This window comes from Arthrobacter zhaoxinii, assembly GCF_025244925.1.
Lineage (GTDB): Bacteria > Actinomycetota > Actinomycetes > Actinomycetales > Micrococcaceae > Arthrobacter_B > Arthrobacter_B zhaoxinii.
Genome location: NZ_CP104275.1, coordinates 1,708,592 through 1,729,008 on the forward strand (window position 1 = coordinate 1,708,592; position 20,417 = coordinate 1,729,008).

At 67.6% G+C, this 20,417-nt stretch carries 17 protein-coding genes; 13 read left to right on the top strand and 4 right to left on the bottom strand.

Features of this window, described 5'->3' with window-relative positions; all coding sequences use genetic code 11:
- The first annotated feature begins 80 nt into the window (after positions 1-80).
- Positions 81-893, top strand: a complete 813-nt coding sequence (locus N2K95_RS08010; protein WP_260653654.1) for a lysophospholipid acyltransferase family protein — start codon at positions 81-83, stop codon at positions 891-893.
- Between the two features lie 59 nt (positions 894-952).
- Here N2K95_RS08010 and N2K95_RS08015 read toward each other — a convergent pair whose 3' ends face one another.
- Positions 953-1,606: an SDR family oxidoreductase gene (locus N2K95_RS08015; protein WP_260653655.1), complete on the bottom strand. Its 654-nt coding sequence runs from the start codon at positions 1,604-1,606 to the stop codon at positions 953-955.
- Positions 1,607-1,789: 183 nt separating this feature from the next.
- On the opposite strand from N2K95_RS08015, the gene N2K95_RS08020 reads away from it, so the two are divergent.
- Positions 1,790-3,307, top strand: coding sequence for a carboxylesterase/lipase family protein (locus tag N2K95_RS08020; protein WP_260653656.1), 1,518 nt, complete (start codon positions 1,790-1,792; stop codon positions 3,305-3,307).
- Position 3,308: 1 nt separating this feature from the next.
- On the opposite strand, the gene N2K95_RS08025 is transcribed toward N2K95_RS08020, so the two are convergent.
- Positions 3,309-4,202, bottom strand: a complete 894-nt coding sequence (locus N2K95_RS08025) for an arginase family protein (protein ID WP_260653657.1) — start codon at positions 4,200-4,202, stop codon at positions 3,309-3,311.
- Between the two features lie 85 nt (positions 4,203-4,287).
- Between N2K95_RS08025 and abc-f the strand changes: the two genes are divergently transcribed.
- The 9 genes from abc-f to N2K95_RS08070 all read left to right on the top strand — a co-directional run bounded on the left by abc-f (position 4,288) and on the right by N2K95_RS08070 (position 15,003).
- Positions 4,288-5,925 (top strand): ribosomal protection-like ABC-F family protein, encoded by a 1,638-nt coding sequence (abc-f, locus tag N2K95_RS08030; protein WP_260653658.1) that lies wholly within the window; start codon positions 4,288-4,290, stop codon positions 5,923-5,925.
- A gap of 143 nt (positions 5,926-6,068) precedes the next feature.
- Positions 6,069-6,410 carry a hypothetical protein gene (locus tag N2K95_RS08035; protein ID WP_260653659.1) on the top strand — a complete coding sequence of 114 codons (342 nt, stop codon included), beginning with the start codon at positions 6,069-6,071 and terminating at the stop codon, positions 6,408-6,410.
- 134 nt (positions 6,411-6,544) lie between these two features.
- Positions 6,545-8,062, top strand: a complete 1,518-nt coding sequence (locus N2K95_RS08040; RefSeq protein ID WP_260653660.1) for a carboxylesterase/lipase family protein — start codon at positions 6,545-6,547, stop codon at positions 8,060-8,062.
- Positions 8,063-8,157: 95 nt separating this feature from the next.
- A complete protein-coding gene (gene lpdA, locus N2K95_RS08045; RefSeq protein WP_260653661.1) occupies positions 8,158-9,558 on the top strand; it encodes a dihydrolipoyl dehydrogenase in 1,401 nt (466 codons plus the stop codon).
- 111 nt (positions 9,559-9,669) lie between these two features.
- Complete coding sequence (locus tag N2K95_RS08050; RefSeq protein ID WP_260653662.1) at positions 9,670-11,241, top strand: DUF4389 domain-containing protein; 1,572 nt, start codon at positions 9,670-9,672, stop codon at positions 11,239-11,241.
- Positions 11,242-11,310: 69 nt separating this feature from the next.
- Positions 11,311-12,135 (top strand): hypothetical protein, encoded by an 825-nt coding sequence (locus tag N2K95_RS08055; RefSeq protein WP_260653663.1) that lies wholly within the window; start codon positions 11,311-11,313, stop codon positions 12,133-12,135.
- A gap of 102 nt (positions 12,136-12,237) precedes the next feature.
- Entirely contained in the window at positions 12,238-12,681 is a 444-nt protein-coding gene (locus tag N2K95_RS08060; protein WP_255792198.1) for an acyl-CoA thioesterase, read from the top strand.
- 69 nt (positions 12,682-12,750) lie between these two features.
- Complete coding sequence (locus N2K95_RS08065) at positions 12,751-13,887, top strand: glycosyltransferase (protein ID WP_260653664.1); 1,137 nt, start codon at positions 12,751-12,753, stop codon at positions 13,885-13,887.
- A 12-nt stretch (positions 13,888-13,899) separates the two neighbouring features.
- Positions 13,900-15,003: a glycosyltransferase gene (locus tag N2K95_RS08070; protein ID WP_260653665.1), complete on the top strand. Its 1,104-nt coding sequence runs from the start codon at positions 13,900-13,902 to the stop codon at positions 15,001-15,003.
- Here the strand turns inward: N2K95_RS08070 and N2K95_RS08075 are convergent.
- On the bottom strand, positions 14,987-15,892 hold the full coding sequence (locus N2K95_RS08075) for a glycosyltransferase family 2 protein (RefSeq protein WP_260653666.1): 906 nt from the start codon (positions 15,890-15,892) through the stop codon (positions 14,987-14,989). The two genes, N2K95_RS08070 and N2K95_RS08075, sit on opposite strands and share 17 nt — an antisense overlap.
- A gap of 88 nt (positions 15,893-15,980) precedes the next feature.
- On the opposite strand from N2K95_RS08075, the gene N2K95_RS08080 reads away from it, so the two are divergent.
- A complete protein-coding gene (locus N2K95_RS08080; protein WP_260653667.1) occupies positions 15,981-17,081 on the top strand; it encodes a glycosyltransferase family protein in 1,101 nt (366 codons plus the stop codon).
- Between the two features lie 138 nt (positions 17,082-17,219).
- A complete protein-coding gene (locus tag N2K95_RS08085; protein WP_260653668.1) occupies positions 17,220-18,878 on the top strand; it encodes an ABC1 kinase family protein in 1,659 nt (552 codons plus the stop codon).
- 100 nt (positions 18,879-18,978) lie between these two features.
- Here N2K95_RS08085 and N2K95_RS08090 read toward each other — a convergent pair whose 3' ends face one another.
- A complete protein-coding gene (locus tag N2K95_RS08090) occupies positions 18,979-20,325 on the bottom strand; it encodes an MFS transporter (RefSeq protein WP_260653669.1) in 1,347 nt (448 codons plus the stop codon).
- Positions 20,326-20,417 lie beyond the last annotated feature (92 nt).

The following is a 20,417-nucleotide window of genomic DNA, read 5'->3' on the forward strand; positions in this document are numbered from 1 at the left end:
GACCGGCGGGTCTGCTGCCGTCCGCCGCCGCGGTAGAATTCCTTTGCCTGCCCCGAAATCCCCCTACTCAGGAGCCGACGTTGCCCGCAAAGCGTAACCCCAACAAGTTCGTCTATCGAGGCATCGTATTTACGGGCCTCACTGCCCGCAGCCTCTTCAGGGTTCCCGTGATCCCCTCCGGCCTGGAGAACCTTCCCGCCCACGAAGACATCCGCGGCCTGAACCGCGCCGTCGTCCCCGGCAAGGGGGCAGTAGTGGCCATCACGCACTTCGGGTACCTGGACTTCGCGTTTGCCGAGCTGCTGATGTGGCGGAAGCTGAAGGTCCACATGCGGTTCCTCGTCACCAAGAAGGCCACCAAAAAGAAGTTCGTCAAGGCCGTCTGCGACTGGTGTGAGCACATTGTGGTGGACCGTGCCGACGGGGCAGCAGCCTACAAGGAGTCCGTGGAAAAGCTGCGCGGCGGCGATTACCTGGCGGTCCTGCCCGAGGCAGGCGTCAGCCGCAGCTTCACCGTGCGGCAGCTGAAGACCGGCGCCGTGCGCATGGCCGCCGAGGCCGGCGTCCCGATCATTCCGGTATCCGTCTGGGGCGGCCACCGCATGCTGACCCGCGGGCACGGCCTGAGCATCAAGGCCGCCTGGAAAAACCCGGTGCGCGTGCACGTCGGTGAAATCATGCGCATCGAAAAGGATGCCGACGTCGTCGCAGAGACCCGCCGGCTGCAGGAGGAACTGCAGGAGGGAATTGATTACTGCATCGATACCTACCCCGTGACGCCCGAACCCGGTGCGTGGTGGATGCCGCGGAGCCGCGGCGGCAGCGCCATGGGCGTGGAGGAGCAGCAGGTCCTCGACGCCGCGGACCGCGAAAAGTACAAGATCACGGGTTAACGCCGGGGACATAACAACGGCAGCCGCAGGTGCGGCTGCCGTTGCTGTTGGTGGACGGGTTAGGCGAGCGAGTCCAGGGCTTCGGCCACCGGCGTCGAGCCGTTGTTGAACTCGATGGTTTTTCCGGCGGTTTCGGGGCGTTCGAGGACTTCGGCCGCCACGTGGGCAACGTCCTCACGCGAAACGGATCCGCCCTCCACACCGGCGCCGGTTTCAATCCGGCCCGTGCCGGGATCCAGGGTCAGCGCGCTGGGGCCGAGAATGGTCCAGTTCAGGCGGCTGGCACGCAGGTGCTCGTCGGCGTCGGCCTTGGCCTCTGCGTAGGCAAAGAAGCCGTCGTCTTCGGGAACACCGTGGTCCTTGCCGGCACCGAAGTAGGAAACCATCACATAGCGGTCCGCTCCGGCTGCTTCCGCGGCGTCCATGGAACGGATCGCGGCGTCGCGGTCCACGGCAAAGGTGCGTTCGGGAGTACCGCCGCCGGCACCGGCGCTCCAGACGACGGCGTCCTGGCCGCGGAGCAGTTCCGTGATCTGCTCCGTGGAGAGGTTTTCGACGTCGGCCACCACGGCCGCTGCGCCGGTCTGTTCAACTTCGGCTGCGTGGTCCGGGTTGCGGAAGAGCGAGGTGACGCTGTGGCCCTTGTCGCTGAGCCGGCGGGCCAGGTGCAGGGCTACTTTTCCGTGGCCTCCGATAATGGCGATGCGGGACATATTGCACTCCTTCAGTTGATAGCGGTTCTTCCACCATAAGCATGCTGTCCTTTTTTTGCCGGGATTCCGCCCGGCGTCCGCCGAGGGCTTAGCTGACGGCGGCGAATAGCACCGCAGGGATGGCGGCGGGCTCCGGGGCGTGCTTATGATCGCGCAGGGCGCCTAAACCTCGGAAGGAACACTGTGGCAACAACTACGGCACCGCCGGACCTCACTGTGCAGACGTCGGAGGGAACGGTGCGGGGGACACTTGCCGACGGCGTGCGGACGTGGCGGGGAATCCCGTACGCAGCGCCGCCGACCGGGGAGGCGCGGCTGCGCAGGCCCCGGCCCGTGCAGCCCTGGAAAGGGACGCTGGACGCCGCCCATTACGGCCCGGTCCCGCCGCAGGAACGCGGCCTGCCGTCCATGGGTGCCGGCCGGAAGACACCCATGGACGAGGACTGCCTCACCATCAATGTCACGGCCCCGTTGCATAACGCGCCGCCCCGCCCCGTCCTGGTGTACTTCTACGGCGGAGCATTCACCATCGGCGCGGCGTCGTCCCCGGCCTACGACGGCCGGAATCTGGTGAAGCACGGGGACGTGGTCTACGTCTGCATGAACTACCGGCTGGGTGCCCTCGGCTGGATGGACTTCCGCAGGTATTCGACACCGGGACGGCCTTTTGACGTCAATGTCGGACTGGCGGACCAGGTCGCTGCCCTGCGCTGGGTGCAGCGCAACATTGCGGGCTTCGGCGGCGACCCGGACAACGTCACGGTTTTCGGCGAGTCTGCCGGCGGTATGTCGATTACCGCGCTGATGTGCGTTCCTTCCGCCGAGGGATTTTTCCACCGGGCCTTCGTCCAGAGCTCGGCACCGGCCACCGCCTACGGCCCCGGGCTGCCGGAAAAGTGGGCCGGCACCCTGATGGGCCTGATGGGGGTGCGGGAGCAGGACGCACCGGACGCCCTGGCTACGCTGTCTGCACAGCGCCTGGTGGAAGCGGTGGGCAGGCTCACCCGTAGGGTCACGCCGGAGTCCGAGCCCGGCGCCCGGGCGGTGGCGCCGGTGGTCGACGGCGAGTTCCTTCCGCTGCATCCCATCGATGCCTTCCGGGCGGGAAAGGCACACCGCATCCCGCTGGTCATCGGCAATATGTTCCGCGAGGGTGCGCTGTTCGACCGGGTGCAGGACATCCTCCCCACCACCGTGGAACGGATCGACACCATGTTTGCCCGCACCGAACCGGAGCTGAAGGACCAGGTCCTCGCGGCCTACCCCGGCTATCCGGCCCGGCGCGCCGCCGTGGACGTGGGCGGCGACGCCGTTTTCTGGCTGCCCAGCGTCCAGGTGGCGGAGGCGCACTCCGCCCACGCCCCCACGTGGTCCTACCGGTTCGACTACGCCCCGCGGATGGCGAACCTGCTCGGCATGGGCGCCACCCACGCCATGGACGTCCCCGCGGTATTCGGCAACTACGACGACGGCGTGGGCCGGTTCCTGACCCTGGCGGGCGGCAGGCGGACCGCAGTGTCCGTCGGCAACCGCTTCCGCGGAGCCCTGCTGCGGTTTGCCCGTACGGGAAGTCCCGGACTCTGGCCGGGCTACAACACCGGAACCCGGACAACCAAGATCTTCGACAGCACCGACCGGGTCATGCTGGATCCGCACCGGGCCCGCCGGGAGGCCTGGAACGGCTACCGCGGCTTCCGCTGACCTAGACCGGAAGCTCCCGAAGCAGTCCGCCCAGCCGAAGGAGTTCCAGCGGCGCGTGCTGGGCCAGGGAGAGGCCCACTATCTCGCCGGCATCGCCCAGGGCATCGATGATCCGCAGCAGATCAGGCACCCGCATACCGCGGGTGCCGCCGCCCGTCGCCCCGGAGAAGTCCCGCCGGTCCAGCACATCCAGGTCAACATGGACAGCCAGTTTGGCGGCGCCCGTCAGTGCCAGCCAGTCCAGGATCTTCCGGGTGTCCTCCGGGGTGTCCGTGATGCCCACGCTGGCGATGCCCATCCGCTGTTTGTTGGCAATGCCGGGGTCCTGCCAGTCCTGCAGGCCGACATGGAGGATGTTCGACGGCGGCACCACCGCGGGCAGGGCGGCGAGGAACTCCGGGTCGCCCTCTCCGGCCAGCGTTGCCAGGGACATCGAACGGAAGCCGGTGTAACTGTCACCCGGCATCCCGGTGTCAGGGTGCGCGTCCACCCACAGCACCGCCAGATCCGCTCCGTATCGCGAGGCAAGGTAGCTGAAGGGTGCCACGGACACCGAGCATTCCCCGCCGAAAGTGACCACCGAGGCCGGAGCGTGTTCGGACACCACCCGCAGCCCGTCCCGGAGCTGGCGCAGGACCGCAGCGCGGGCATAAATACCGTTGACCGTCTCCACGGCCTCATCCGACGTGTCGGTGCTTACCGTCACGTAACCCGTGGGACCGTCGTGCTCGGGGGAAAGCAGCTCGAGCAGGGCCGGCCCGAGATGGTAGGAGAGCTGGGTCTGGTGCGGCTGCCCCGCGGGCAGCGACCCGACCGCGCCTGCTCCGGCAGCTCCCTGCCACTGCGGAAAGATCAGCCGAAGGTTTCCGGGGCCGGATGGATGCATGGAGGTCATGATCGTCCTTTGCTGCGGGTCAGATGCCACCTTACCGCTGCGGAACCGGGGCAAAACAGGTGCGGACACAAAATAGAATGGAGGAATGACTGCAACCCTCGTCGCCCGGGACCTTTCCGGCGGCCACGCGCACCGCACCCTTTTCGAGCATCTTTCCCTCACCGTCTCCCCGGGGGATGTCGTGGGTGTGGTGGGTGCCAACGGTGCCGGGAAATCGACGCTGCTGCGGCTGCTGGCCGGGGCAGCCGAACCGCAGGCCGGCACGGTCAGCACCTCGCCTGTTGATGCCTTCGTAGGCTGGCTTCCGCAGGAACACGTCCGGCTGGCCGGCGAAACCGTGGGCCGCTACCTGGCCCGCCGCACCGGGGCGGCAGCTGCCACCGAGGCTATGGAGACGGCGGCCGAAGCGCTGGGATCGGAACTGCCGGGTGCTGACGATACCTACGCTGCCGCCCTGGACCGGTGGCTGGCCTCCGGCGCCGCCGACCTGGAGGACCGGGCACCTGCGGTCCTGGCGGATCTGGGCCTGGGGCTCGGCCTGGACACCCCAATGGCCGGGCTCTCGGGCGGGCAGGCGGCGCGTGTGGCGCTGGCCGCACTGCTGCTGAGCCGCTTCGACATTGTCCTGCTTGACGAACCCACCAATGACCTCGACCTGGACGGGCTGGAACGCCTGGAACAGTTTGTCCGGGGCCTGCGCGGCGGCGTCGTCCTGGTCTCCCATGACCGCGAATTCCTGGCCCGGTGCGTGACGACGGTTGTCGAGCTGGACCTGGCGCAGAACAGCACCGCGGTCTATGAAGGCGGCTATGAGGCGTACCTGGAGGAACGCGCCGTCGCCCGCCGGCACGCCCGCGAGGCCTACGACGAATTCGCCGACAAGAAGGCAGATCTGGTCTCCCGCGCCCGGACCACCCGGGAATGGAGTTCGCAGGGCGTGCGCAACGCCATGAAGAAAAACCCCGACAATGACAAGATCCGGCGCAAGGCCAGCACCGAATCGTCCGAAAAACAGGCGCGGAAGGTCCGGCAGATGGAATCCCGCATCGCCCGGCTGGACGAGGTGGAGGAACCGCGCAAGGAATGGCAGCTGCAGCTGCGCATCGGATCCGCGCCCCGCTCCAGCTCGGTGGTCTCCACCCTGAACGACGCCGTGCTGAACCGCGGCGGGTTCACCCTGGGCCCCGTGTCGGTGCAGGTCAACGCGGGGGAGCGGATCGGCATTACCGGTCCCAACGGTGCCGGGAAATCCACCCTGCTGCAGCTGCTGCTGGGACGGGAGGTGCCCGATTCCGGCACCGCCTCCCTGGGCGCCTCCGTGGCCGTGGGGGAGATCGACCAGGGCCGCGGCCAGCTCCCTGCGCATCTCCCGCTCGGGGACGCCTTTGAAGCCGCCGTCCCGGAACTCTCCTCCGCGGAAGCGCGGACCCTGCTGGCCAAGTTCGGGCTCAAGGCGGACCAGGTGTCCAGCCGGGTCGACGCGCTGTCTCCGGGGGAGCGTACCCGCGCTTCACTGGCTCTCCTTCAGGCCCGCGGGGTGAACCTGCTGGTCCTGGACGAGCCCACCAACCATCTGGACCTGCCCGCCATTGAGCAGCTCGAAGAGGCACTGGAAAGCTATGAAGGAGCACTGCTGCTGGTGTCCCACGACCGCCGGCTGCTGGAGAACGTGCGCCTGGACCGACGCTGGGAAGTGAAGGACGGGGTGGTCCGCGCAGGGTAGCCCGGACCATTCCCGGCCCGTCCCGAAGCGGCGGGAACGCCCCGGCGCGCGGAATGTGATACAAAGTATGCTGTGAGGCACCCTTGGGAGGTGTGGCACGCAGGTCTCGGGCGATTTCACGGAAGAAGTGTCCTCATGGCTTCATGGATGAGAAAGCGCAGCTCAGCTGCAGCGCACGGCAGCAGGGGCAGCCGCAGCGCAACGACGGTTCGACATGGGCTCGCGGTGACTACACACGCTTCCTTCGGGCAATTCGGAACCGGCCAGTGAAGGCGCTGCGGTCGGCGGATGTGCCGGTCCTGATCCTTGTCTGGATGCTGTGCGTGGGAACCGACTGGTCCACCGGCACGAAGATCGCCCTTAACGTTGCAGCGGTTGCTGCCCTTTGCCTCAAGGAAGCGGTCATGCACCGCCGCCTGATGTCCCGCCCGGTGCATGGGCGGCGCAGCGCAGGGGTACGCCGGCAGCTCGTCTCCGCCGCTTAGGCACTTCTCCGGCGTGCCGGACCCTGATGTTGGGCCGGTACCACCGGTAACCGACGCCGTCTCTGGTGGCCTCCCCGGGGCGCGCCTATCGTAGATAGTCGCAAGGCAGCTTCCCCGGCTGGAAAGAGTCGACCGTGGCTATTGACGTTGCATCGCTGGTGGTTGAGACCGGCAACGGACTGGTGCAGGGCATTGTGGACCACGGCGTGCGCACCTGGCGCGGCATCCCTTACGCGGCGCCGCCGGTCGGCGGACTCCGGCTCCGTGCGCCGCAGCCGCCCCGCAGCTGGAACGGCATCCGCGACGCCGCGAGGTTCGGCCCGGTGCCCCCGCAGTCCAAGGCGCCGAGCCTCACCGGGACCCGGCGAAGGGTGGCCATGGATGAGGACTGCCTGTCCCTGAATGTCTCCGCACCGCTGGATCCGGCGGACGGACTGCTGCCGGTGCTGGTCTACCTGTACGGCGGCGCCTTCAGTTCCGGTTCCTCCGCGGAGCCTACGTACCGGGGAACCAAGCTGGTCCGGGACGGCGGCGTCCTCTACGTCTCGCTCAACTACCGCATCGGGGCGCTGGGGTTCATGGACTTCCGCGCGTACTCGACGCCGGAACGGCCGTTCGACGCCAACATGGGCCTGCGGGACCAGCTCGCCGCCCTGGAATGGGTGCAGCAGAACATTGAAGCCTTCGGCGGCGACCCGGACAATGTCACCCTGTTCGGCGAATCGGCGGGAGGTCTCGCCGTCACCACCCTGATGTGCGTTCCCGCCGCCCGGGGCCTGTTCCATCAGGCCTATGCACAGAGCGCGGCGCCGTCGGCAGCCTATTCATCGGACCTGCATGCGGCCTGGGCGGCCGACCTGCTGGAGATTCTGGGGGTTGAACCCTCTGCAGCCGCGGAAGCCCTGACCAGCATTGACGCGGCGAAGCTGGTCAACGCCACCCGGAAACTGACGACGAAGATCGGCCCGGCCAAGCAGCCCGGCTCGCTCAGCGTCTCTCCGGTCATTGACGGGGACTTCCTCCCCAGGCATCCGATCGACGCCTTCTTTGCGGGCGAATCCGCTCCGGTTCCCCTCGTGCTGGGCACCATGGCCCGGGAAGGTGCGCTTTTCGCCAAGGTCTCCAACATTCTGCCCTCCACACCCGAACTCATCGAAAAAATGTTCGCGGGCACCGACCCGCTGGCCCGGGACCGGGTGGTTGCCGCCTATCCGGGCTACCCGTCCCGCAGGCGGTCGGAGGAGATCAGCGGTGACCTGGTGTTCTGGTATCCAAGCCAGATGGTTGCCGAAGGGCATTCACGCATTGCTCCCACGTGGTCATACCGCTATGACTATGCAACGCCGGCGATGAACCTGCTGGGGTTCGGCGCGACCCATTCCTTCGATGTGCCGGTGATGTTCGGCGACATCGGAACCGGGACGGCGAGGGCCCTGACCCTGTTGGGCGGAACCGACGAGCTGAAGGCCCTGTCCGAACGGTTCCAGGGCTCGCTGCTGAGCCTGGCCAGGCATTCGCACCCCGGCGCCGGCTGGCCCGCCTACGACGAGTTCCACCGGCACACCCGCGTGTTCGACAAGCATGACCGGATCGAATCGGATCCGTTCCCGGAACGGCGCCGGGCCTGGTCAGGCTACCGGGGCTACATCTGAAGGTTCCCGGCACCCGTGCCCTCAGCGTCACCGCGTGAGAGCCTTAAGCCGGCTGAGAGATTTTCCCGCACCCCAGGCAAGGAGAGTTGGTTCCCATGAGCGAACATTACGACGTCGTGGTCCTGGGGGCCGGCCCGGGCGGATATGTGGCGGCCATCCGTGCCGCCCAACTGGGGTTGAAGACGGCAATCGTCGAGGAGAAATACTGGGGCGGGGTCTGCCTCAACGTGGGCTGCATTCCCTCCAAGGCGCTGCTCCGCAATGCCGAACTCGCACAGATCTTCACCAATCAGGCCAAAACCTTCGGCATGACAGGCGAGGTCAGCTTCGATTTCGGTGCTGCCTTTGACCGCAGCCGCCAGGTGGCTGACGGCCGGGTCAAGGGCGTCCACTTCCTGATGAAGAAAAACAAGATCACCGAATATGACGGGCACGGCGTTTTTTCCGATGACCACACGCTCGAGGTGGCCCTGTCCAAGGGCGGCAGCGAGACGATCACCTTCGACAACGCGATCATCGCGACCGGCACCTATGTGCGGCTGCTTCCCGGCGTCGAACTAAGCGAGAACGTGGTGACGTATGAGGCCCAGATCATGGACCGGGAGCTGCCGAAGAAGATCGTGATTGTCGGTGCCGGCGCCATCGGCATGGAGTTCGGCTACGTGCACCGCAGCTACGGCGTGGACGTGACCATCATCGAATTCCTGGACCGTGCACTGCCGAACGAGGACGCGGACGTGTCCAAGGAAATCGCCAAGCAGTACAAGAAGCTCGGTATTCCCATCCTTACCTCCACAAAGGTGGAAACGGTGAAGGACAACGGGTCTTCCGTCACCGTGACCTACACGGATAAGAACGGCCAACCGGGCAGCATCGAAGCGGACCGGGTGATGATGTCCATCGGCTTTGCCCCGCGCACCGAGGGCTACGGGCTGGAAACGACAGGGGTGCAGTTGACCGAACGCGGAGCCATCGGCATTGACGACTACATGCGCACCAACGTCCCGCACATCTACGCGATCGGTGACATCACCGCCAAGCTGCAGCTCGCCCATGTGGCGGAGGCGATGGGCGTGGTGGCGGCCGAAACCATCGGCAAGGCGGAAACCCTGCCGCTGGGCGATTACCGCATGATGCCGCGTGCCACGTTCTGCCAGCCGCAGGTGGCCAGCTTTGGACTCACCGAACAGCAGGCCCGCGACGAAGGGCACGATGTGGTGGTGAGTACCTTCCCGTTCACCGCCAACGGCAAGGCACACGGCCTGGGTGAACCGGTCGGCTTCGTGAAGCTCGTGGCGGACAAGGAGCATCTGGAGCTCCTGGGCGGTCATCTGATCGGACCGGATGTCTCCGAGCTGCTGCCTGAACTGACGCTGGCGCAGAAATGGGACCTGACCGCCCATGAGCTCGCCCGCAACGTGCATACCCATCCCACCCTGAGCGAGGCCCTGCAGGAAGCCTTCCACGGATTGACAGGCCACATGATCAACTTCTAGCCGGGCGGCGGCAGCAGGCCATGCCGGCTTGACTCTGTTCCGGACGCGGCGAACGCTTGAAGACGAACCCGCCGGGAACTTTCCGCCTTGCTGAAAGCGAAGGGCACCGTCATGAACCCGGGCAGAATCGTCCTGATCGTTATCGGCTCCCTGCTGGTCCTTGCCGGGCTGACCGCAGGGGCGGCTGCCGCTGCGCTCGGGCTCCTGGCTGCCGCCCAGCGCGACGACGGGTACCTGTCGGTTCCCGAAGAGACCTACAGCGTCGGCTCGTATGCCCTGACCAGCGAAAACATTGAGGTGAGCTCCGGTATCAGCGCCGGGGACAACGTCGGCACGGTGCAGATCCGGGGCACCAATCCGGACGGCGAGCTGTTCATCGGGATCGCCTCAGACACCGACGTCGACCGGTACCTCGCCGGAGTGGCCCACTCCGAACTCGGCGACGTGACCTTTGAACCGTTCTCCGCCGAGTATGAGGAGACCCCGGGCACCGCAGCACCGGCACCGCCCGGGGAGCAGGATTTCTGGGCTGCGTCCTCCGAGGGAGCCGGAACCCGGGAAATAGACTGGCCCCTGCAAGAGGGGGAATGGACCGTCGTCGTGATGAACGCCGACGCCGCGCCCCGGGTCACGGCCGAACTGCAGGCGGGTGTGCGCTCTGACGTGTTCGGTCCGCTCACCTGGTGGCTCATCCTCGGAGCCGTTGTCCTGGTGCTCGGCGGCGTGGCGCTGATCCTTGCCGGCATCCTCACCGGCCGGAAGCCCGGCAGCGCATATCCGGCGGCCGGCGCGTATCCGGGCCCCGAAGGAGGACACGGTCCCTACGGGTACGGCGTGGCTGCGGCCGCCCCCGAGGTGCCCGTGTTGTCCGCCGCGGGGGCGGGGCAGCTGACCGCGGGAGGATACGGCGGGCCGTACCCGGCGCGGCTCTACGGGGAACTCGATCCGGGGCTGTCCCGCTGGCTGTGGCTCGTGAAGTGGTTCCTGGCCATCCCGCACTACATCCTGCTTGCCTTCCTGTGGATTGCGTTTGGTGTGGCGACCGTTGTTGCCGGATTCGCCATCCTCTTCACCACCCGCTATCCACGGGCACTGTTCGATTTCAATGTGGGTGTCATCCGGTGGAGCTGGCGCGTGGCCTTCTATGCCACCGGAGTATTGGGCACGGACCGGTATCCGCCCTTCAGCCTGGAACGGACCGACTATCCGGCGGACTTCGACGTCGCATACCCGGACCGCCTCTCCCGCGGACTGGTGCTGGTGAAGTGGTGGCTGCTGGTCCTCCCGCAGGCACTGATCGTGGGGGCCTTCAGCGGTTCCGGCTACGTTGTGGTGCGGCAGGCAGGGCCGCTCGGCGGCTGGGACCGGAGCATGGGCGGCGGGGACTGGGACGGGCCGGTGGACTGGGTGACGGACCCTGCAGCCGAAAGCCTGCGCTCAGTGGGCGGCTGGACCGCCTCCCTGCTGGCCCTGCTGGTGGTGGTTGCCGCCGTCGCGCTGCTGTTTACCGGCCGCTATCCGCGTGCGCTCTTCGACCTCGTGATGGGTCTGCAGCGGTGGTCCTACCGGGTCCTCGCCTACACGGCGCTGATGCGCGACGAGTATCCTCCGTTCCGGCTGGACCAGGGGCCGGTTGATGCCCGCGACCTGCCGCCCGCCGGTGACGTGGCCCGTGCCGGCTAAGGGCTGCATCGGCGCATTTCTGGTCCTGCACCGGGGTCCGCGGCGCGGTCCGTAGGGCATACTGGCCCGATGACCAGGTTGGAAGGGCCGCTTGCCGACCCTCAGTCGGGGGCTTGGATTGCCGCGCGGCTGGCTCAGGCCGGAACCGTCTCGGGTACGGTTCCGCAGGGGTATGCCGCCTATGCCCGGATTTTCCATCCGATCCGTGCGCAGCTGCTGGATTGGCGGCCGGACGGACCGGTAACCGTCGAATCCCGCAACATGCGGTGGGAGGAACTTGCCGAGGCGCGGGGAACAGTTGCGCACCCGCTGATGCAGTGGTCCGCCATCCTCGCCGGTTACCGCAATCCGGTATGGAACGAACGCGGATGGCATTATGAAGACCCGCTGGTGGGTGCATTGCCCGCCGGAACATTGGCCGAGGTGGTCCGCCTCCTCGCCGCACACACGCAGCCCCCCGGCCGTTGCCTGGCCGGGCTGTGGGACGGGTGGGGCTGGGTCACCGGTGCCGGGGAAACCTCCGCTGTTTCCGCCGGCGGCCCGGCGCCGCAGGAGGCACTGCCGCTTCCGGGATATGCCGCGGCGGACCGTGTACCGCGGCTGGAACTGCCGGCTCGCGACTACCTGCTGTTTACCGGGGACCTGGCGGTCTTCGCCGACCCGGGATGGCAGGAACGCAACGGCTGGGATCCGCTCCAGAGCCCCAACCTGCTGTGGCCCCAGGACGCGGCATGGTTCCTCGCTTCCGAGATCGACTTCGATTCCACGCTCGTAGGCGGCTCGGTTGAACTAATCACCGACCTGCTGCAGGCCGGCACGTTCGAAGCCATGGCGGTACCGCTGGACGGCGATCTGACCCGGCTCGGAGACCTCAGAAACGAGACCCCGGACTGAGGCCCCGGCCGCCACAGAGGGTCGGGCAGCTAACACGGGTCTGTGATCAAGGCATCCACGGATCGGTCCGGTCCGCCCCGGACCTGTGGATAAGCTGAATATATGGCCCTTGAGAACATCAATTTCCACACCCGTAAGTGGGTCCGCCCCGAGGATCTGAACGCCAACGGCACCCTGTTCGGCGGCAGCCTGCTGCGCTGGATCGACGAAGAGGCCACCGTGTACGCCATCCTGCAGATGGGCAACGGCCGGGTGGTCACCAAGTTCATGTCGGAGATCAACTTCGTCAGCTCGGCGGTGCAGGGAGACCTGATCGAAATGGGGCTTACCGCCACCAAGTTCGGCCGGACGTCGCTCACCATGCAGGCCGAGGTGCGGAACATGATCACCCGCCGCAGCATCCTGACGATCGACAAGATTGTGTTCGTCAACCTGGATGAGCACGGCAAACCCGTCCCGCACGGCTACACCACCATCAGCTACGACCGCGACCGCATCCCGTCCCAGCACATTCCGCCGGTGCCTTTCGGCACGGAGCCGTTCTAGCCGCAACGCCCGTCCTGCCAGCCTGCGCCCTCCCGGCCCGGGCGGGGGATTCAAGGCATACTTACTCATATGAGTCTCGACTTCCCCCTGCCGCAGGGGCGCGCGGCGGCCGGGAAGCCGCTGCGGATAGCCATCCTGGCCCACCTGCACCATCCGATCTCCAGTCCGTTCCTCGGCGGCCTGGAAATGCACACCTCGCTGATGGCGGACGAGTTCGCCTCGCGCGGCCATGACGTCACGCTTTTCGCCAAGGCCGGGTCCGTTTCCCGGGGCCGGGTGGTCGATGTCCTCCCGGAAAGCTTTGACTTCCACCGCAGTCCTGCCCCGGACCGCCGGCAGGAGACCCTGGACAGCGCGCTGGGCACGGCCATTGCGGCTGTCCGGGACGGCGGGTTCGACGTCGTCGTCAACAACTCGCTGAGCCTGCTGCCGTATCTCGAGCTCGCGGATGTGCCCATGCTGACCATCCTGCACACACCGCCGCTGCCGTGGATCGTCGACGCAGTCGAGGACGGCCGGGCACCCCTGTCACCGCTGCACCGGTTTGTCAGCGTTTCCGCCCGCAATGCCACCGGCTGGTCCACCCACCTGCCGGACCTGCACGTCATCCACAACGGCATCCGCCTGGCGGACTGGCCCGCCGGCACCGGGTCCCGCCCGGGGACCGCAGTCTGGGCCGGACGGGTCACCCCGGAAAAGGGCCTGCACATTGCCATCGACGCGGCGCGGACGGCAGGCATGGAACTGCACTTTGCCGGGCCGATCAGCGACGCGAAGTACTTTGAACGCACCGTGGCCCCGCATCTGGGCCGCGGGGTTCGCCACGTCGGCCACCTCGACCACCGGAACCTGGCCGCCTTCCTCGGATCGGGGGAGGTCTTCATCGCCTCCCCGGTCTGGTCCGAGCCTTTCGGACTCACCGCGCTTGAAGCCATGGCCTGCGGCACCCCGGTGGCGGCCCTGCCCCTGGGCGCCATGCCGGAGATCATCGACGACGACGCCGGCCGGCTCGCCGAAGGCCTCGGTGCGGATGCCCTGGCCGCCGCCGTCACCGCCGCACGCCGCCTGGACCGGGACCGCGTGCGGAATTCGGCGGCCCGCTTCAGTGCGGCGGCCATGGTGGACTCCTACGAAGAGCAGGTGCGGTTCCTGCTCAATCCGGACTGGCTGCCGTCCGCCCCGCCCGCCGAAGCCCTCGTCCCGTAACCGGAGTTGTCCTTGCCTTCCCCGCGCCTGCCCCGCGTCGCCTATTACGCCCACCACCACGGCACCGGACACCTGCGCCACGCCGCCAACATTGCCCGGCTGGGCGGGGTGGAGCTGCTGGTCACCGGGACCGCCCCTGCCGCAGGGGAACCCCGGCTGCCCGGCGGCGCACGGTTCGCTCCGCTGCCGCCCGACGTCGGCCCGGGCGGCCCCTACGCGCCCGGACCGGGGGAGTTCCTGCACTATGCACCCTCGGGTCCGGCACTGCAGGCCCGGTTTGGACAGCTTCTCCGGCTCTGGGAGGAGTTCTCCCCGGACGTAGTGGTAGTGGACGTGTCCGTGGAGGCGGCCGTCTTTGCCCGGCTGGCCGGCTATCCCGTGATCCACCGGCGGATGCACGGGGAGCGGACGGATCCGCCCCACCGGCTGGCCTATGAGTCCGTGCACCGGCTGATCGCCTACTTCCCGGAAGCTATCGAGGACCCGGCGCATCTGCAGGCCTACGGAGCAAAGAGCACGTATCTGGGCATGCTTGGCCCGGATACGGCACCGCCCGCCGGGCTCGTCCCCGTGCAGCCCCGGACCGTTGCAGTGCAGACCTCCCTGGGCGGCAGCGGCGTGTCACTCGAAGACGTGCTCGCCGCGGCCCGCCAGACCCCGGAATGGCAGTGGGAGGTTATGGGGCACACCGCCGGCGCACCCGGAAAGATACCGGCGAACGTGTCGCTGCCGGGCGTAGTGGCGGATCCGGGACCCCGGCTTGCCGCCGCGGATGTGGTGGTCACCTCCGCCGGACACAACGCCGTGGCCGCAGCGGCTGCCGCCCGGCGTCCGGCACTGCTGATCCCCGAACCCCGCCCGTTCCGCGAACAGGCGGTCTTCGCCTCTTCGCTGGCTGCGGCGGGGGCAGCCTCCGCTGCGGACTTCGCCTCCGTGCAGGATTGGCAGCGCACACTGGAGGACCTGCGCGGAACCGATCCGGAGCTGCTGGCCCGGACGCTGCTGGTATCCCCGGAAGATTTCCGGAAGCGCTTCCTGGCCGCGGTGGACGCGGCCGTGTCCGGCGGAGCCGGGAACGCGGACGCTGCCGGCAGGGTGGTCAGTACGGCGCGTTGACCCGAACCGCTGCAAGCTCAGCGGAACCGGGACGGCGCAGCAGACGCAGCTCCCGGCCGCCGCGGTCCCAGGAGACGTAGCCGTCCCGGGCAAAGGCCTCGAGCCAGCCGGTCATCGGCCAGGTGCCCCATTTGCGCCGGAACGCTTCGGCGTTGATCACGATCGATTCCAGGTGCTGCAGCGGCGGCCGGTGCACCCCGTGGTGCTGGTGGAACATGGTTGCCGCGGAGAACGCCAGGGGGACGGCTTCCCGCCGGGCCGTGAAGGCGAAGTCCGTGTCCTCGCCGCCGTAGCCGGCGAAGGATTCGTCAAAGCCGCCGATCCGGTCGAAGGTGTCCCGGCGGACCGCAAATCCCAAAGACCAGAACAGGGCGTATTCCTGCGAGGCTGCTGCGGGCTCTCCCGGCGCCGGTGCCAGGGCAGCGCGGGCATGGTGCGGCACGGAATCGCGCAGCAGCACTGACTCGTCGCCGTCGGCTACCCAGGCCTGGACGTCCGCGTCCGCCGCGAGATAGCGGGGCGCGGCCATCACCAGGCCGCCTGTGCGGTCCAGGTCGGCCAGCAGCTGTTCGAACATCTCCGGGCCGGGAATGCAGTCCACGTCCAGGAAGACCAAAGTGCGGGACCGGGCGGCGGCAGCGGCGGCATTCCGGCCCGCTCCCAGCGGCAGCGGTCCGCCGGGCTCCGACGCCGTGTGGACCACCCGCAGAGGCACTTCACTGGGCGGGGGAACAGCCGAGGGCTGGTTCAGGTAGCAGACCACGATTTCGGCGGGCCGGCACGTGGAGCGGCCGATGCCGCGGACTGCATTGGCCAGATGGGCGTCCCGTCCCGAGCTGATGATCAGGACCGAAAACTCCTGGGGGGAGCCCGTATGCCGAGGCTGCATTCTTCCCTTCCGCCGGGGGTACCCGACCCGGGCGCCCGAAACCACTAAGTATACTGAAGAAGGTTTTTTCGGCGGAGAAGGAGCAGGCGTGGGCACGGCGGCAGATTCAATGATCAGGGTGGCGTCAGTGCCGCACAGCCAGGTCTACATCCGGCATACCGGTGCCGTCCCCGGCGAGCGGAATCCCGTAGTGCGCCTGCCGGACCCCGATCCCCGCAATCCGGGCCAGTCCACGGAAGCGACGTGGTGGCCGCCGGTCATGCTGGACGCGGCCTGGATCCGGGAGAACGCGGACAGCTTCGACCTGATGCACATCCACTTCGGCTTCGATGCCATTTCCCCCGCGGATCTCCGGGCCGTCACCACGGAGTTGAAGGCGCAGGGAAAACCGCTGGTCTACACGGTCCACGACCTGCGCAATCCGCACCACCTCACGCCGGAGGCGCACGACGCGCAGCTTGACGTGCTGATTTCCGCAGCCGATGCGCTGATCACGCTCACGCCCGGGGCGGCCGACGTCGTCGAGCGTCGATGGGGCCGCCGCCCGCAGGTGCTGCCGCACCCGCACGTTGTCGGGCTCGACGAGCTGGAGCGGCGCCAGGCCCGGCGGCTCGCGGCCGGTCCCCGCGGGGAGTTCCGCGTCGGGGTGCACCTGAAGAGCCTGCGCCCGAACATGATGGACGGGGCGGTGCTGCCGGACCTGCTCGACGCCGTGGAGCAGCTTCCCGGTGCCGTGCTGCAGGTGAACGGGCACCCGGACATCCTCACTCCCGGAGGGGAGAAGTTCCGTCCGGAACTGCACCGCTGGCTTACGGAAGCCGCCGACGCCGGGCGGCTGGAGCTGCAGGTCCGCGACTACTTCGACGAGCCTGCACTGTGGGACTACCTGTCGGGCCTGGATGTGTCCGTGCTGCCGTACCGGTTCGGCACCCACTCCGGCTGGCTGGAGGCCTGCACCGACCTGGGTACGAGTGTGCTGGCGCCGTCCTGCGGTTTCTATGCCCAGCAGCGCTCCACCGTTACCGAATTCGTCCACGACGAAGAGGGACTGGATGCCCAGTCCCTCGCCAGGGGGCTCAAGCAGCTGCATTCATCCCGTTCCTGGCCCGGACTGAGCCGGGAGGAACGGACCGCCGAGCGCCGCCGGGTGGCCGCCGCCCACGAAGACATCTACCGCTCCCTGCTCTAGGCTTCCGGGATTGGGTCGGCGGACCGCCGCGCATGCGTCGCACGGGACCCGGGGCCTGTCGGCGGAACCTGTCCTCCCGCTAGTGTTTCGGTAACGAAGCGCAGCCCACCTGAGGATCGTCGCGGACGGAGCAGAGCCATGATCAGCCAGCTGGACCGTTACCGGCAGATCGCCGAGATCCTGTCCCGCAACGGTTTGGGCTTCCTGGTGTCCGCTCTCGGCCTCGAGGGCAGGCTGCCGTTCCGCAGGCAGCAGGAGCCGGTTCCGGCCGGGCGGCCGCGCACCCGGCCCCAGTACCTGCGCACGGCCCTCGAGGAGCTCGGCCCCACGTATGTGAAGATCGGCCAGCTGCTCTCCACCCGCCCCGACCTGCTCCCGCCGGATTACCAGCGGGAGCTGGCGAAGCTGCAGGACAATGCCGAAGCGGTACCGTGGCCGCAGATCGTGGAAGAGCTGCGTCAGGAACTGGGCGGGGACCCGCTGGAGGTCTTTGGCTCCTTCGACACCACCGTCATGGCGAGCGCCTCGATTGGACAGGTCTATGCCGCGACACTGAAGGACGGTACGGAGGTGGTGGTCAAGGTGCGCCGGCCCGGGATTGCAGCCCAGGTGGACCAGGACCTGGAGATCCTGCAGAACCTGGCCAATGCGGCCGGCAAACGCTGGGAGGCGGCCCGGGACTATGACATCACCGGGCTGATGGATGAATTCGCCGCCACCCTCCGCTCCGAGCTGGACTACCTCCAGGAAGGACGCAACGCGGACCGTTTCCAGGTCAACTTCGAAAACGACGCGGCGATTACCATTCCTGCGGTGTACTGGGACCACAGCACCTCCCGGGTCCTGACGATGGACCGGATCCGGGGAATGAAGGTCACGGATGTGGACGCGCTCGACGCCGCGGGGATCGACCGTCCCGCTCTCGCGGTGGCTGCGGCCCGCGTGGAAATGAAAATGGTCTTCGAGGACGGGTTCTTCCATGCAGACCCGCACCCCGGGAATCTTTTCGTGCAGCCCGGCGGCCGGGTGGGACTGATTGACTTCGGGATGGTGGGGGAGGTGGACGAGAAGCTCCGCAGCCAGCTCTCGGCCCTGTTCATCGGCATAGTGCGCAAGGACCCCGAGCGGATTACCAATGCACTTGTTCGGATCAACGCTTCCGGCATGCGGGTGAACCGGGTAAAGCTGAGGATGGACCTGGGACCGCTGATCCGTCTGTACTCCGGCAAGGACCTGGGCAGCGCGCCGGTGGGGACCATCATCAGCACCGGACTGGGCATCCTGCGTACGCACCACATCCAGCTTCCCCGCGAAATGGCGCTGCTGCTTCGGATGCTGATCATGACCGAGGGCATGGGCGAGGTGCTGGATCCCCAGTTCCGGCTGGGCCCCACCCTGGGCCCGTACGCCCGCAGGATGGCGCTGCAGCAGCTGAACCCCGTGAACTACGCCCGCAGGCTCGGCCGTGCGGGAACGGAGGTCCTGGAGCTGGGAGCGGAACTGCCGGACCAGGCACGCCGGCTGCTCAACACCCTGGAAATCGAGGGCGTGGAGGTCCACCTCCGCGGTGAGGAACTGCTGCCGCTGGTGATGCGGCTGGAGCGCGTGGGAAACCGGCTGGTGGCGGCGATCTTCGCTTCGGCGTTTATCCGGGGTGTGGGCGAGCTGACGCTGGGTGACTCGTCCCGCTGGAAATCGTGGCAGGCACCGCTGATGAGCGCCGGGCTCGCGTCCACCGGCGCGCTGGGCGGGTACATTGCCTGGACTTCGCGACGGGCCCGGCTGCGCGGCATGTGACCCGGCGGCACAGTATCCACCCGGATATGCCACAGGGCCGGGGCGGGAAATTTTCCCGCCCCCGCCCTGTGGCTGATGCGTAGGCTGCCGGGGGAATTCCCTATGCCGTGGCCGGGCGCACCGGGGCGGCGGTCTTGGCCGGGCCCAGACCCAGTTCGGCGGTGGGGGTGTGCGCGGTTTCCTTGGCAGTGAGGGCGGAAATCGCAGCGATGGCACAGATGACGCCGGTGAACATGCTGGTCACCACCCATCCGCCGGGTTCCAGCCCCCCGATGGCCGCAACGATGGACGGTGCAAAACCGGCCATCAGGAAGCCGAGCTGCGTGCCGATGGCCAGGCCGGAGAAGCGGACCTTGGCGCTGAACATCTCTCCGTAGAAGGACGGCCAGACGGCGTTCGCCGCGGCGTAGCCGAAGGAGAAGACTGCTACGGAAAGGGCGAACTGCAGCAGCGTGTTACCGGATTCCATGGACAGTAGGTAGAACGGCATGATCACTGCACTGGAGACTGCGCCGTAGACGAAGACCGGACGGCGCCCGATCCGGTCGGCCAGCCGGCCGAACAACGGCTGCGTGAACAGTGCAAAGACGTTGCCGGCCACCACGAGCCAGAGCGTAATATTCGCGTCCACGTTGCCCACCTCGGTGCCGTACTTGATGGCCAGCGTTCCGTACACGGTGGACACCGCCGCAATGAAGGCGCAGCAGATGACGCGAAGCACATCGCGCCAGTGGTCCTTGAGCAGGACGCCTACCGGCAGCTTCACAATCTCGTTGCGTTCCTTTGCCTCCGTGAAGGTGGGGGTTTCGTGCAGCGAGCGGCGGATGAAGAAGGTGACAATAACAACCACGGCGCTGAGCCAGAACGGAATGCGCCAGCCGATGCCGTATTTGATGTCGTCCGGCAGGGCAACCACGGGGATGAACACCAGTGCGGCAAGGATCTGCCCGCCCTGGGTTCCCGTGAGTGTCCAGGACGTGAAGAACGAGCGCCGGTTGTCCGGTGCGTGTTCCAGGGTCATGGAACTGGCGCCGGCCTGCTCGCCGGCTGCGGAAAGGCCCTGCATCAGGCGGCAGAAGACCAGCAGGACCGGAGCCCACCAGCCGATCGTGTTGAAGTCCGGCAGGCAGCCGATCAGGAAGGTGGACCCGCCCATCAGCAGGAGGGTGAACATCAGGACCTTCTGGCGGCCCACCCGGTCACCGAAGTGTCCGAGGATGACGGCGCCCACCGGACGGGCGATGTAGGCGAAACCAAAGGTGGCAAGCGACATAACGCTGGCCTGGGTGTCGGCATCCGGGAAGAACACGCGCGGAAAAATGAGCGCGGCGGCGGAACCGAAAATGAAGAAATCGTAGTACTCGACGGCACTGCCCATAAAGCTGGCAGTGGCGGCCTTGCGCGGGGTCTTACCCGTCGCGGGTCCAGCGGGGGCGGATGCGTCCATTGCATCTCTCCTGACGGTGGCTGAAGTGGGGGGCAGAGCGGAGATGGAAAGTGTGCTGCGGAAGCCTGGATGGGACGCCCGGTGTGCACTAT